This window comes from Shinella sp. WSD5-1 (assembly GCF_963942435.1).
In the GTDB taxonomy this organism is placed as follows: domain Bacteria; phylum Pseudomonadota; class Alphaproteobacteria; order Rhizobiales; family Rhizobiaceae; genus Shinella; species Shinella yambaruensis.
Window position 1 is genome coordinate 1,429,109 of the sequence record NZ_OZ012596.1, and the last position, 13,926, is coordinate 1,443,034.

The 13,926-nt window shown below is 65.8% G+C and carries 13 protein-coding genes; 7 read left to right on the forward strand and 6 right to left on the reverse strand.

The genetic code is table 11. The annotated features are described in order from the left end of the window. Positions 1-108 precede the first annotated feature (108 nt). On the reverse strand, positions 109-996 hold the full coding sequence (locus tag AABQ55_RS06855) for a PfkB family carbohydrate kinase (RefSeq protein WP_272804487.1): 888 nt from the start codon (positions 994-996) through the stop codon (positions 109-111). A gap of 124 nt (positions 997-1,120) precedes the next feature. Next, complete coding sequence (locus AABQ55_RS06860; RefSeq protein ID WP_272804488.1) at positions 1,121-2,209, reverse strand: LacI family DNA-binding transcriptional regulator; 1,089 nt, start codon at positions 2,207-2,209, stop codon at positions 1,121-1,123. Positions 2,210-2,470: 261 nt separating this feature from the next. On the opposite strand from AABQ55_RS06860, the gene AABQ55_RS06865 reads away from it, so the two are divergent. From AABQ55_RS06865 to AABQ55_RS06875, 3 genes are all read left to right on the forward strand, one after another. Then, on the forward strand, positions 2,471-3,316 hold the full coding sequence (locus AABQ55_RS06865; RefSeq protein WP_244768073.1) for an ABC transporter substrate-binding protein: 846 nt from the start codon (positions 2,471-2,473) through the stop codon (positions 3,314-3,316). Between the two features lie 120 nt (positions 3,317-3,436). Further along, positions 3,437-4,360, forward strand: a complete 924-nt coding sequence (locus tag AABQ55_RS06870) for an amino acid ABC transporter permease (RefSeq protein ID WP_272804489.1) — start codon at positions 3,437-3,439, stop codon at positions 4,358-4,360. Continuing rightward, positions 4,360-5,145: an amino acid ABC transporter ATP-binding protein gene (locus AABQ55_RS06875; RefSeq protein WP_272804490.1), complete on the forward strand. Its 786-nt coding sequence runs from the start codon at positions 4,360-4,362 to the stop codon at positions 5,143-5,145. The genes AABQ55_RS06870 and AABQ55_RS06875 overlap by 1 nt, the downstream gene beginning before the upstream one ends. 54 nt (positions 5,146-5,199) lie before the next feature. Here AABQ55_RS06875 and AABQ55_RS06880 read toward each other — a convergent pair whose 3' ends face one another. The 3 genes from AABQ55_RS06880 to AABQ55_RS06890 are packed head-to-tail and all read right to left on the reverse strand — an operon-like array spanning position 5,200 to position 7,879. Then, positions 5,200-6,138: an ornithine cyclodeaminase gene (locus tag AABQ55_RS06880; RefSeq protein ID WP_244768070.1), complete on the reverse strand. Its 939-nt coding sequence runs from the start codon at positions 6,136-6,138 to the stop codon at positions 5,200-5,202. A 10-nt stretch (positions 6,139-6,148) separates the two neighbouring features. Continuing rightward, positions 6,149-6,859 (reverse strand): GntR family transcriptional regulator, encoded by a 711-nt coding sequence (locus tag AABQ55_RS06885; protein ID WP_272804491.1) that lies wholly within the window; start codon positions 6,857-6,859, stop codon positions 6,149-6,151. A gap of 18 nt (positions 6,860-6,877) precedes the next feature. Further along, a complete protein-coding gene (locus tag AABQ55_RS06890) occupies positions 6,878-7,879 on the reverse strand; it encodes an SIS domain-containing protein (protein ID WP_272804492.1) in 1,002 nt (333 codons plus the stop codon). Between the two features lie 150 nt (positions 7,880-8,029). On the opposite strand from AABQ55_RS06890, the gene AABQ55_RS06895 reads away from it, so the two are divergent. From AABQ55_RS06895 to AABQ55_RS06905, 3 genes are all read left to right on the forward strand, one after another. Continuing rightward, a complete protein-coding gene (locus AABQ55_RS06895; protein WP_272804493.1) occupies positions 8,030-9,532 on the forward strand; it encodes an FAD-dependent oxidoreductase in 1,503 nt (500 codons plus the stop codon). 65 nt (positions 9,533-9,597) lie between these two features. Continuing rightward, complete coding sequence (locus AABQ55_RS06900) at positions 9,598-10,437, forward strand: sugar phosphate isomerase/epimerase family protein (RefSeq protein ID WP_272804494.1); 840 nt, start codon at positions 9,598-9,600, stop codon at positions 10,435-10,437. A 401-nt stretch (positions 10,438-10,838) separates the two neighbouring features. After that, a complete protein-coding gene (locus AABQ55_RS06905; RefSeq protein ID WP_272804495.1) occupies positions 10,839-11,774 on the forward strand; it encodes an IS110 family transposase in 936 nt (311 codons plus the stop codon). Between the two features lie 14 nt (positions 11,775-11,788). Here AABQ55_RS06905 and AABQ55_RS06910 read toward each other — a convergent pair whose 3' ends face one another. Next, on the reverse strand, positions 11,789-12,859 hold the full coding sequence (locus AABQ55_RS06910) for a LacI family DNA-binding transcriptional regulator (RefSeq protein WP_272804496.1): 1,071 nt from the start codon (positions 12,857-12,859) through the stop codon (positions 11,789-11,791). A gap of 224 nt (positions 12,860-13,083) precedes the next feature. On the opposite strand from AABQ55_RS06910, the gene AABQ55_RS06915 reads away from it, so the two are divergent. Continuing rightward, positions 13,084-13,920 carry an ABC transporter substrate-binding protein gene (locus AABQ55_RS06915; protein WP_272804497.1) on the forward strand — a complete coding sequence of 279 codons (837 nt, stop codon included), beginning with the start codon at positions 13,084-13,086 and terminating at the stop codon, positions 13,918-13,920. Positions 13,921-13,926: the final 6 nt, after the last annotated feature.

The window sequence follows — 13,926 nt, forward strand, 5'->3', positions numbered from 1 at the left end:
TCCTTCCGACTGAAATGCGGCCGGCGTGGACCTATGCGCGTTGCCTGAGGCTGTCGGGTGGGCACACGGGTAGAGGGCTCCGGCCGGATCAGCATGGAACCGCGTCCGTCAGGCGTCTTCGGGCACTTTTGCCGGACGGGTGGTGCGGTAGATCTCCTCGAGGCTCATCATGTTCGAGAGATCGACGCTCATGGTGGCGGCATGGCCGAAGGCGCCGCGTATCAGGCAGGTCCGGGCCGCCGCTTCTGCCGCATCCTTCAGGATCGTTTCGGGATCCCGCTTGCCGAGCAGGCCGACGAGGACGTTGGCGATATAGGTGTCGCCGGCGCCGAGCGTGTCGATGGCGTCGACCGGTTGGGCCGGCGCCTCGAACACACCGGCTTCGCCGGCAAGGACGGCTCCGTCGATACCCCTGGTGACGAGGCTCCAGCGCGCACCGGCCGCTCGCGCGGCCTGCGCCAGCGCAAGGGCCTCCTCATGGCGCGTGCCTCCCGCGGAAAAGGCGAGGAGGAAGCAATGGGGCGCGACCTGGGCGATGCGCTCGGGATCGTGGACGGTTGCAAGATCGTAGGAAACCTTCGTCGCCGCCGCAAAGCGCGGCAGCCAGGCATCGACATGGCTCGACCGGCCGGTATGGACGGCATCGAAATCCGAAAGCCGCGCGAGGTCCGCCCGTAAAGGCGCGATGATCGACACGCCGAGATTGGCGCCGATGAACACCCGCTCGCCCTCCTGCGTCTCGATCACGCAATAGGCCGTCTGTCCCGGTTCCATCCGCAGCGAGGAAACGTCGACGCCTTCCTCGATCAGCGCCTGGCGGATCAGCTGCCCGGCGTCGTCGTCGCAGACTGCGCCCGCATAAGCCGTCTCGGCGCCGGCGCGGTGCGCGAAGACTGCATGGTTGACGCAGTTCCCGCCGGGGAACATCAGGTTCTGGTCGCGGTAGCAATCGACCACATTGTCACCAAAGGCGAGGATTCTGGTGCGGCGCGACATCGGGCAGGCATCTCCTGATAAGGAACTGAGAACGTTCTCATTTATAGGACCGCCCCCGGAATGGCAAATGGTTTCCTCCGGCCGGTGCGGCTGAAACGGCGCCCCGGACCGTTTTGCGAGGGGATCAGAGCCGGGCGACGGAACCGCGCTCGACCAGTTCGGCGGGCATCAGCACCGTGCGCGGCGGAAAGGCTTCGCCGCGAATGCGCTCCAGCAGCATTCGCGCGGCGGCCTCGCCCATGGCAAGGCGCGGCTGCGCCACGGTCGTGATGCCGGGGCGGTGGAAGCTCATCCAGTCGAGATCGTCGAAGCAGATGAGCGAGAGATCCTGCGGGATCGAGAGCTTCAACTCGGTGAGAGCCCGCATGGCGCCTTCGGACATGGTGCCGTCCGTGGTGAACAGCGCCGTCGGCCGGTCGGGTGCCGTCATCAGGCGGGACACGACCGCCTGCGCGGCAAGGGCGGAATAGCTTCCCGCCCGAAGGGTCAGGCGCGGATCCACGGGCAGGCCCTCGATCCGATGCGCCCGGATATAGCCGAGAAGGCGCTGCCAGCTCGGATAGAGCGTTTCGCTCTCGATCGGATCGCCCGCCACGGCGCGCGCCAGGAATGCATCCAGCTTGCCGCTCTCCTCGTCGACGAGCTCCGCCACGATGCCGATCCGGCGGTGTCCGGCCGCGATAAGATGGCGGACGGCCTGTTCGGCGGCGGCGATGTTGTCGGTCGCCACCCGGTCGACCATCAGGCCGGCGACGGCGCGGTCGATCAGCACCAAGGGCATGCCCATGGCCTTGAGATTGTGCAGGTGCCGCGCCTTGCGCGTGTCGCTGGGGGTAACGATCAGGCCGTCCACCTGCTTCTGGGCGAGAAGCTCGACGGAGTGGACCTCCTTCGCCCGGGCCTCGTCGCTATTGGTGATCAAAAGGCCGAATCCGTTGGCCTCGGCGACGTTGGAAATGCCGCGCAGGACAGAAGCATAGAATGGATTCTGGATATCGCCGGCCACCACGCCGAGCGTGCGGGTCTTGCCTGTGATGAGGCTGCGGGCGAGCGCGTTGGGCCGGTAGCCGAGGTCCTGGGCGGCTTTGAGAACGTGCTCCTTCTTCTCCTCGCTGGTATAGCCATAGCCGCCGAGCACGCGCCCCGCCGTTGCCGTGGAAACGCCTGCTGCGCGCGCTACATCCGCGATGGTTGCCTTGCTTTTCGGGGTCACGTGGCACTTCCCTCTCACATTTCGGGCCTGCCGACTGAGAATCCGATCATGCGTATTCCGGTAGAAGACGACAGGCTTTTTCAGGTGTTACCAGATCGATGGCCGTTTTCAACGTCTTTACGCCCTCGATCGGTGCGGGAGGCGCTTGACGGATGGGCCATCTCCGTGTCTCATATGTGAGAACGTTCTCGCCATTATCTGCAAGGGGAACCAGAGAACGCAATCGCGGACCCGCCGGTTCGCCACGACAAGGAGGTTGTCATGTTCAAATCCATTCTCGCCGGGTGTGCCCTGAGCGCGGCACTGGCAATGCCGGCGCTTGCCGATGTCATTCCCGCCCTGCACGATGCCCTGCCGCAGGAATACAAGGACAACGGCATCAAGGCCGCGGTCTTCAACGACTGGGCGCCCGACGAATTTCTCGATTCCGATGGTCAGCTCAAGGGCTGGAGCGTCGATATCGCCAAGGAGATGGAAGATCGCCTCGGCGTGACCTTCACCTTCGAGGGCACCAGCTTCGACGCCATCATTCCGGGCCTCCAGTCGAAGCGTTTCGACGCGGGCTTCTCGTCCTTCGGCACCACCGCGGAACGCCTGAAAACGCTGGATTTCGTCTCCCAGCGCAAGATCGGCACCTCGTTCGCCTATCCGGCGGACAGCAAGCTCGACATCAAGACGGCCTCCGACGCCTGCGGCCTGACGGTCGCCGTGCTGAACGGCTCCTGGGACCTCGGCCTCTTGGAGAAGCTGAACGCCAACGAATGCAAGGACAAACCGGTGATCATGCAGACGCACGGCACGCAGGCCCAGGCGGAACTGGCCGTGCGCTCGCAGCGCGCCGAGGCGACCGTGGCCGGCTCCGTCAAGCTTGCCTACATGGCCAAGCAGACCGGCGACCTGAAGGTGTCGGAACTGGTTCTGTCGCCCGTCAACAGCTGCATCGGCGTGCGCAAGGGCGATCCGCTCGGCCAGGTCATGACGGATGCGATCCAGTCGATGATTGACGACGGTACCTATGAGAAGATCATGGCCAAGTGGGGCCTGAACGATTCCGGCATGCTGAGCAAGGCGCTTCTGATCACGGAAGAAAATCCGGCGGACCTCTAGGCGTTTGCGCTTTTCTTCGAAACGCCAAAACTGCGCACGCTTGCTGGATTGCTCCAGCGCCGCTTTCCCGGCCCGGGGCTTGCCTCGGGCCGGGGTCCGCGACCGGCACAAGGAACGACGATGTCTGAAAAACCGCCACACCGCCCCTCGATCCACGATCTCAAGCCCATCGCGGTGCCGAAGATAGGCCACTGGATCGGCGGCGTGGTTCTTGCCGTCCTTGCGGTCGTCTTCCTGCAGGTGCTTGTCACCAACAAGAACATGCAGTGGGCCGTCGTTGCCGAATACATGTTCAACCGGGCCATCCTGTCGGGTCTCGGCATGACGCTGCTGCTCACATTCCTCGCCATGGTGCTCGGCCTTGCAATCGGTGTCGTGCTGGCCATCATGCGCCTGTCGGCCAGCCGCGTCTTCCAGTCCGTCAGCTGGGGCTGGATCTGGTTCTTCCGCGGCGTGCCGCCGCTGGTGCAGATGATCTTCTGGTACAATCTGGCGCTTCTCCTGCCAGAAATATCGATCGGCATCCCGTTCGGCGGGCCGAAGCTCCTCTCCTGGAATACCAATCAGCTCATCACCCCCTTCAGCGCGGCCATCATGGGCCTTGCCTTCACCGAAAGCGCCTATGCCGCCGAAATGATCCGCGCCGGCATCCAGGCCGTGAATGTCGGCCAGACGGAAGCAGCCGCCACGCTCGGCATGACGCGCGCCCAGATGCTTCGTCGCATCGTCTTGCCGCAGGCACTGCGCATCGTCATTCCGCCCATCGGCAATGACACGATCTCGATGCTGAAATTCACCTCGCTCGTCTCCGTGCTGGCATTGCCCGATCTGCTCTATTCCGCGCAGATGGTCTATGCGCGCACTTACCAGACGGTGCCGCTGCTGCTCGTCGCGACCATCTGGTATCTTGTGCTCACCACGATTCTGACGGTCGTCGAACATGCCGTCGAGCACCGATTGAAATCCGAGCACCGGGCCGGCGCGACGAAAGCGGGCGGGATCTTCCCCTTCCGCCTGTTCGCGCGCCAGCAGGAGGCCGTGTGATGAGCCAGACGAACGGCGAGCCGCTGCTGAAGGTCGAGCGCCTGCGCAAGAGCTTTGGCGCGCACGAGGTGCTGCGCGGCATCGATGTCGCGGTGATGCGCGGCGACGTGACCTGCATCGTCGGCCCCTCGGGCTCTGGCAAGAGCACGTTCCTGCGCTGCCTCAACTATCTCGAAAAGCCCACCGGCGGCGCGATCTTCCTGCATGGCGAACCCGTCGGCGTGCGCTGGAAGGGCGACAAGCTCTACGAGATGAGCTTCAACGAGCTCTCCCGCCAGCGCCAGCGCATGGGCATGGTGTTCCAGGGTTTCCATCTCTTCCCGCACAAGACCGCGCTTGAAAATGTCATCGAGGCGCCGATCCTCGTCAAGCGCGTGCCGCGCGCCACGGCGGTCGAGGAGGCGATGGTGCTTCTGGAGCGCGTCGGCATGAAGGAGCGGGCGCACTATTATCCGGCGCAGCTTTCCGGCGGCCAGCAGCAGCGTGCGGCCATCGCCCGCTCGCTGGCGATGAAGCCCGACGTCATGCTGTTCGACGAGCCGACCTCGGCCCTCGACCCGGAACTCGTCGGCGAGGTCCTCGCCGTGATGCGCAAGCTTGCCGACGATGGCATGACCATGGTCGTCGTCACGCACGAAATGGGCTTTGCGCGCGATGTCGCCGACCACCTGATCTTCATGGATGGCGGGGTGATCGTGGAGCAGGGGCGGCCGGTCGACGTGCTGACGCGCCCGCAACATGATCGTACGCGGGCCTTCCTGGCGCGTGTTCTGGCCGACGCGTGATGCGTCAGGGCATTTCCGGACGCAAAACCGCTTCGCCCTTTTGCTGGTATTGCTTTAGCCGAGCGTCTGCGACAGTGCGGCGGCGGTGAAGAGGTCGAGATGCGCGCCGCCGTTGTTCTTGAACACGGTGATCTGATCGGCGCCGGTGCGGCCTTCCCTTTTGCCCTGGACGAGCTCGAAGAGGTCGGCCTTCACGGCATCCCAGGTGATCGCGCCGGATGCGACAGCCTGCGAGAGATCTCCGCCGCCCGCCATGTTGTTGCGGCTGTCGACGAAGATCGTGCCGCGGGTGAGCGCCGCGTCGTCGGCTTCGCGAAGGGTGGGCAGATAGGCGCCGACGAGATCGAGATGGGCGCCCGGCCGCAGGCGCGCGCCCTTGACCAGCGCCCTGTCCGACATGGTGACGCAGGACACCACGTCGGCGCGGGCGACCGAGCCGTCGAGGTCTTCGCTGACCGTGGCGTCGATGCCCTTTTCGCGAAGGTGCGCGGCCACCGCCGCGGCCCGGGGCGCAGTGCGGTTCCAGATCGTGACCCGGCGCAGCGAGGGCCGCGCCGCCAGATGCGCCTCGGCGAAATGCGGGGCGAGCGCGCCGGCCCCGACGATCAGCAGGTCCTCCACGTCTTCCCGCGCGAGGATGGCCGCGCCGAGGGCGGAATCGGCGGCGGTCTTGCGCGCCGTCATCGCCGCGCCGTCCGCCGCAAGGAGCGGCCCGCCGGTCGTGCCGTCGAACAGCGCCACCAGCCCCTGGACGGCGGGTTGCGGCGGCTGGAGGGCCGCGTTCTGCGGAAAGACGCCGACCATCTTCACGACGATCGGGCCGCCGGGCGCCCAGCCGGGCAGGGTGACGAACTGCGCTTCGCCGCCCATGGGATCGGACTGCACCACGACGTCGGAGGCGGGCATCGGCCCGAGATGCGCCTTGCGCAAGGCCTCGATCAGAAAAGTCCACGGGAGCGCCGCGTGAACGGCGGGCGCATCGAAAACGTGCATGGCGAACCTTTCAGGTCTTGATCGTGTAGGTGACCAGATGGCTTGGGGTGACGAGCTGCGACAGGGCGAGCGGGCGCCCTTCGGCGTCGGTGACGATCTTCTCGATCCGGTAGACCGGCTGGGCGGCGGTCACGGCCAGGATGGTGCGCTCGGCGGCCGAGGCGAGGCCGACATCGATCTGCCGCTCCGCATGGGCCGGCACGATGCCCGCCCTGTCGCGCAGCGCGGCGAAGAAGGAGCCGCCAGCGGCGACCGGCGCGATCACCTCGGGAAAACGTGAGCCGTCGAACCAGAGCGTTTCGAGCGTCATCGGCCGGCCGTCGTCCTCCAGCAGCCGGTCGAAGCGGATCAGCGCCCCGGCCTTGAGGCGCTCGCGGATGGCCGGCGCGTCGGGATTGTCGTCGCGGGCGAGGATGCGATGGCCGGCCTTTCTGCCGAGACCATCCATGGTTTCGGAGAAGCCCGACAGCGAGACGAGCGTCTGGCGCACCTTGCCCGGCATGATCACGGTGCCGCGCCCCTGTTGCCTTTGCAGGCGGCCATCGGCGCAAAGCTCGCCGATCGCGCGCCGCAGCGTGATCCGGCTGACACCGTAGAGTGCCATCAGCTCCGGTTCGGCGGGCAGGAAGCTGCCTTCGGCGAACTGGCCGGACTCGATGCCGGCCAGGATCGAGCGCCGGACCTGTTCATAGAGCGGCAAGAGATTTGCTTGGTCGTCCATCCGCCCTTCCAGGCCCGGTCAGTAGGCGATCTTCTTCATGTAGCGCCGTGCCTCGAGCATCTCGTGCTTGCGCAGGTCGGCGATCTTATAGGCGAAACGCCAGAGCGTGTCGAAGAAGATCAGCGGCACGACATTGCCGCGGAACTGGGGGGCGATGCCGGAGAGGTCGAGCTTTTCGGCATCGAGAACGAGGATGTTCTCCGCCGCGCCGAACCGGTGCAGGAATGCGTCGGCGCGCTCCTCCAGCGGCCGCGTGCTGTCGAGGCCCTTCATGAGGATGAAGGCGCGGTCCTTGTCGAGCACCTCGAAGGGGCCGTGGAAGAACTCGTTGGCATGGATCGCCTGGCTGTTGATCCACTGCATCTCCATGAGCACGCAGATGGCGAAGGAATAGGCCGCGCCGTAGCTCGCGCCGCTCGCGACCGTATAGACCACATCTTCCTTGGCGAAGCGCGGCGCATAGTCCTCGAACATCGGCGCGAAGGCGGCCTGCGCGCGGTCGATGGCCGGCTGGAGGGCGAAAAGGCTTTCGATCAGCGCCTCGGTCAGGTTCTCGCCGCCGGTGAGGGCAACGAGACCCATGACGATCTGGTAGATCCGCGAATAGTTGCTGTTCTTCGCATCGATCGGCACGCCGGTCGTATAGGGCGCCTCGAAGCCGACGACATGGTCGACCGCCTTGCCGAGCGGGGAGGCGGGCTCGACCGTCAGGCCGATGGTCGTCGCGCCCCTGGAGCGGGCGAATTCGGCCGCGGCAGTGGTTTCCTTCGTGGTGCCCGTCATCGAGCAAAGGACGACCAGCGATTTATCGTCCAGCGACCGCGGCGCGCGGGCGACGAACTCGGCGGCGTTGTAGACATCCGACGGCAGCGGCGAGTGCTGGTCGAGGAGGAACTTGGCCGGATGCATGATCGACAGCGAGCCGCCGCAGGCGATGAAGAATACATGCTTCACCGATTTCGCATCGAGGGCGGAGAGCGCGGCGACGACGCCGGCGTCGAAGGCGGAGGGGAAGGGCATGAATGGACCTTTCTGATATGACGTTATAATACGTATTATAATCTTTCCGCTCGCGTCAAGCGGACTTGACACCGTCGCCAGAATTTTGCGAACGTTCTCACATCAAACGTTGAGCGCATCGCCTCATGGGCGGCAGGGCGGGGATGGACCGTGACCCAGACTTACGACACCGTGGTTGTCGGCGGCGGCATCATCGCCGCGGCGGCAGGGCAGCATCTGGCGGCGGCGGGCTATGGCACGCTGCTCGTCGAGCGTGACGATTATGGATCCGGCACCTCCAGCAGGACCTCGCGCCTTCAGCATTGCGGGCTCGGTTATCTGTCCGCTGCCAGCGGATCGATCGCGTCTTTTCTCGCCCGCCCGCGCAGCGCAATCGAATGTTTCAGCCTCATGCGCCGGGCGATGCGGGGGCGGGCGGAATTCGTGCGGACCGCGCCCGAGCGGGTGAAACCCGTCACCTTCGTCGTTCCGCTGACGCGGGAAAACGCCATTCCCCGCTGGAAGGCGCGGCTCGCCTTCCGCCTGATGGCGACGAGCGACGGCGGTCGTGTCCCGCTGGACCTGCAGATCTTTTCCGCCGGGGAGGCGCGGGCGCATCCGGCGCTGCAAGGTATGGCGGGGCTCGACGGCATTCACGGCGCGATGACCTTCACGGAATATCAGTATTGCTGGCCGGAGCGCATCGTGGTCGACACGGTCATGAAGGCGCGGGCGATCGGCATGGAGGCGCTGAACCACACCGCGGTGACGGCGCTTGCGCGTGATGGCGACCTGTGGCGGGTCACGCTGACAGCGGCGGGGGTATCGCGCGATGTGCTGGCGCGTGCGGTGGTCAACTGCGCGGGCGTCTGGGTGGACGAGATCACCGCGCTTGCCGGCGCGCCGCATATCCGCAGGAACAGCGGCGAGAAGGGTACGAACATCGTCGTGCGCCTGCCGGAAAGTCTTCGTGGCATCGGCTTCGAGACCGTCACCGCGGCGGGCGCGCCCTTCTACCTGATCCCGTGGGGCGCCCTTCACTATGCCGGCCCGTGGGATTCCGCCTCGGACGGCCGGCCCGAAGGCTTCCGGGCGAGCGAGGCGGAGATCGCCGCCATCCTCGACCAGCTGGGGCGATTGTTTCCCGGTTTCGGGCTGCGGCGCGAGGACGTGCTCTATTCCTGGGCGGGCGTGCGCCCGCGCAGCCTCGCCCGGGACGGCAAGGGGCCTGCGCCCGCCGTCCGCGAGCACGACCTGACCGATGAGGGCCTGCCGAACCTTTTCACCTTCACCGGCGGGCTGCTGATGACCCATCGCGACGCGGGGCGGCGGCTGAGGCGTGCGGTCGCCCGCCGGCTGAAGCCGTCCGGCCCGCCGCGGCCGCTCGACACGGCCTCGCCGCCCGTCGAGGACATGGACCGCGTCACGCAAGCCTCCGTCGCCCATGCGGTGCTGAACGAGCAGGCCCGCACGCTGTCGGATATCCTGCGCCGCCGTCTTTCCGTCGGGTGGGAGCCGGATCTCGGCCTGCGCCATGCGGAGGCCGCCGCAAGGTTCGCCGCCCCGCATCTCGGCTGGACGCCGGAGGAGACGGCGGCCCAGATCGCCTGCTTCATCGACGAAACCGTCACCGAATTCGGCCTTCGTTGGCCATCTCACGATTTGGCACGCTGAAATGAGAACGTTCTCATAAAATAAATGAAATCGTCGCTTCGGCGACCACCGGCGGAGGACATGCGATGGCACTCGACGAACGCAATATCAGCGTAATGAACTTCCACTATGTGCGGCATACGCTGGACCGGTTTCTGGCCGATGTGCGCGAGGCCGGGGTCTCGCGCATCGAGCTGTGGGCGGCCGCTCCGCATTTCTATATCGGTGACAAGACGCTGGCCGATGCACGGGCGCTGGGGCGGACCGTGCGGGGAATGGGCCTCGACATCGTCGCGTTCACGCCGGAACAGTGCATCTATCCCATCAACATCTCGGCGAGGGAGCCGGAGCTGCGCGACCGTTCGGTGCGCTATTTCCTGGAATCGATGGAATTCGCCGTCGAATGCGGCGCGCCCGCCCTGCTGGTGACGGCCGGCGGCGGCTATCGCGACGAACCGGCCGCAGAAGCGCTGGAGCGCTGCGTCGATTCCATGGGCATCCTGTGCGATCGTGCGCAGAAACTCGGCCTTGACCTCTGGATGGAGGCGCTGCCGGATTCCTTCGCCAACATCGTTCGCTCGGCAAAGGAGATCCGCGCACTGATGGACATGCTCGCAAGTCCCGTGCTCCATGCGGTCTACGATGTCGCGGGCGCCGTGATGACGCACGAGAGGCCCGAGGACTATTTCACCCACCTTGCAGGCCGCGTCGCGCATGTGCATTTCACCGACGCGGATGCCGGCGGCAGCCATCTGGCGTGGGGCGAGGGCATCGTCGATCTCGACACGCTTGTCGCCTATCTCCGCAGCCAGAATTACGAAGGCTCGCTGACGGTCGAGCTGACCAACTGGAAATACAATGTCGATCCCACCCCGCCGCTAAGGCAATGCGTCGAGGCCATGCGCAAGGCCCTTGGTCCGGCTTGAGAAGCGAAGGGGAGGAACGGAAGCCCGCCGCCACGGCGCCGAAGAGACAGGAATCCGCTGCTGCGGCCATTGCCCAGGCCGCCGTGCTGCGTGTCCTGTGGCTTGGCGGGCGTTCTTGGCCCGCGCGGAATGCCTGGAGCATTTCCGGCCGAAGCGAAGTCGCTTCGGCGTCGGATAATGCGGTACCGGAAATGCTTGTCTTATGACTTTCGCTGCCGAATGGGCGAAGAAGGGTCCGCTGTGAGAGGGTAGCCGCCCTCCCTCAGCGGCGAGGGTCGGATCGTTGAAATGCAGACCGTTTGACGGGTCGAGCTAGAGTTTGATCGCCCTCGTCTTTCTCTTGAGGCCTGAACGGATACCCGCAGCTCGGCTGCGGACGACAAGCACAGGACAAGCGAAAGATGACAAAGGATACCATCGGGGTCGACATCTCGAAAGACCATCTCGACGCCTACAGGACGAGCGACGGCAAAAGCCGGCGTTTTGCCAACGACACCGCCGGCCATCGGGCCTTCCTGGACTGGCTGAGCCAGCCCGACGCGCACATCGTCTACGAGCCGACCGGTCCCTATCACCGGGCCTTCGAGAGAAGGCTGGCGGATGTGGGCTGTGCGCTGGTCAAGGTCAACCCACGCCAGGCAAGGCGGTTCGCCGAAGCCACGGGAAAGCTCGCCAAGACCGACCGGCTCGACGCTGCCATGCTGGCGCGCATGGGTGCTGTACTCGACCTCGACGCGCGGCCGGTGCGTCGTCCGGTCCTCAACGATCTCAAGGACCTGCACATGGCCCGCGAGGCGCTGGTGAAGAACCGCACGGCCGCCAGGAACAGGGCCAAGACGCTGACCCTTGCCATCCTCAAGCGTCACAACGCGGAGCAGCTCAGGCAGATCGGACGCCAGATCGCCGCCATCGAGAGCGAGATCATGGCGATCGTCAAGGCCGATCCGGACCTCGCCGGCCGCTTCGACATCCTCGTCTCGATCCCGGGCGTCTCGACCATAACCGCCTTCGCCCTGATCATCGACATGCCCGAGCTCGGAATGCTCGAAAACGGCGCGGCCGCCTCTCTCGCCGGCCTCGCCCCCGTCGCACGCCAGTCCGGCAACCGGGCCGCACGCGCCTTCATCCGCGGCGGCCGCGCCAACGTCCGCCAGGCGCTCTACATGCCGGCCCTCGTCGCCATGCGCTTCAATCCGGAACTCAGGGCAAAGTACCACCAGCTCAAAGCGGGCGGCAAAGCCTCGAAGCTCGCAATAACAGCCATCATGCGAAAGCTCATCGTGCTGGCAAACGCCCTGCTCAAGGACCGTCGGAAATGGACAAAATCATTTCCTTGACCAAAACGGATACTCTAGACGGGCGCTTCGGCAACGGAGGCGCGCTCGATGACTTCCGTCTGCAGGACGACGCGGCTCGCCTCCGCGTGGTTGCCGTTCAGGCGCTCGACCAGCAGCTTCGCCGCCGTCTCGCCGAGGCGGTAGACGGGCTGGCGTACCACCGTGACGGGCGGCGTCGTGACGGACGTCCAGTCCGCATCGTGGAACGACACCAGCGACAGGTCGTCCGGTATGCTGAGGCCGAGCGCGCGGCACACCTTGAACACTTCGAGCCCGATCACGCTGTCCGACGCGATGATCGCCGTCGGGCGCTGAGAGGACTGGAGCATCCCCGTGACGATGCGATGCGTATGCTCCGGCGTGACGGCGCCCACATGCACCCGGTCTTCCATTCCTTCAAGGCCCGCCTCACGACAGACGCCGAGAAAGCCCTCGATGCGCCGCCGCACCGAGCCGGTATTGATGTCGGACGGCGTGCGGAAGCGGTGGTCCGGCGTGTCGCAGGCTGTCAGGTAGGCGATGCGGCGGTGGCCGAGCGCGATGAGCCGGCGCGTGATGCCCTCGGCGGCATGCCGGTCGTCGGCGATCACCATGTCGACGTCGAGCATTTCGCTGCCACGGTCAAGCAGGACGAGCGGCCGGCCGGCGCGGGCGGCTTCCCTGAGATGGCCGACATCGCTCTCCTTGGCCGGCGAGACGATCAGGCCGTCCACCCGCTTGGCAAGCAGGGTGCGGATCGCGGCCTTCTCCGCCTCGGCGTCCTCGCCGGAATTGATGAGGACGACGGTGAAGCCGGCCTGCCGGGCGATATCGGTGATCCCCCGCATGGCGAGGCTGAAGAACGGGTTCTCGATATCGCCCACCACGACGCCGATCGTGCCGGAGCGGCCCGTCGTCATGCTGCGGGCAAGTTCGTTCGGCTGGTAGTCAAGGGCGCGCGCGGCGGCGGTCACGGCATCGCGTACCCGGTCGCTCACGGTGCCGTAGCCACCCAGAACGCGCGCGGCGGTGGCCTTCGAGACGCCCGCCTTGCGCGCGACGTCGGCAACCGTGACGGAGGGGGAACGGGGCGGGCTCTGGTCCATGGGCGCTAGCCTTACAAGAGATATTGACGACTGGCAAATGCGAAGATAACAATTGCGAAACGTCAAAGAGACCGGTCTCTTTTATTATGAGACCGGTCTCAAAATGAGAAGAGCAGAATCCCGGCATGCAGATGGCATGGGCCGGACAGCGGGTCGCCGCTGCCCGGTGGGACCCGTGCGCCTTGAAGTCATTGCAGACACCACCACCAGAGGAGACGAGACCAATGCGACTTTCCAAAGCCATCACTTCCCCCCTTTCCCGAATGCGCGCCGCCGCTGTCGCGCTCGCCCTCGGCGTCCTGGCAGGCGCCGCGACGCCGGCCGCCGCCGACGACAATCCGCTTGGCCTGATCGACCCTGCCGTCATCAGCGTCGGCACGATGGGCGATGCCAAGCCCTATGCCTTCACCACCTCCGACGGCAACTTCACCGGCTTCGACATAGAGCTCTTCCTCAACGTCGCCGAGCGTATCGGCTTCAAGAAGGAACAGGTGATCTTCACCGGCCAGGAATTCGCCGCGCTGATGCCGTCGGTCGCCAACAGCCGCTTCGACGTCGCGGCGGCCGCGATCGGCACGACGGACAAGCGCAAGGAGACGGTCGATTTCACCGACGGATATCTCGCAGGCTATCTATCGATCCTGACGCCGGACGCCGCGATCAAGGACGCCGCCAGCCTGCAGGGCAAGCGTCTCGGCGTCGTGCAGGGCACGCTGCAGGAGATCTACGCCGAGAAGAATTTCGCGGGCGCCGATCTCGTCAAGTTCCCCGACAACAACTCGGCCGTCGCCGCGCTCAACAACGGCACCGTGGACGCGCATTTCCTCGATTACGAGGCGGCGAAGGACTATTCGGGCCGCTATCCCGAGCTGACGATCGCGGTCAACATCCCGAGCTTCGACGCACCGGCCGGCTTCGTCGTGCGCAAGGGCAACGACAAGCTGCGCGAGGCGCTGAACAAGGCGCTGCATGACGCCATGCAGGACGGCACCTGGAAGAAGATCCACGAGAAGTGGTTCCCCGGCACGCCGATGCCGGCCGAATACCTCCCCAAGACCTGACGCCGG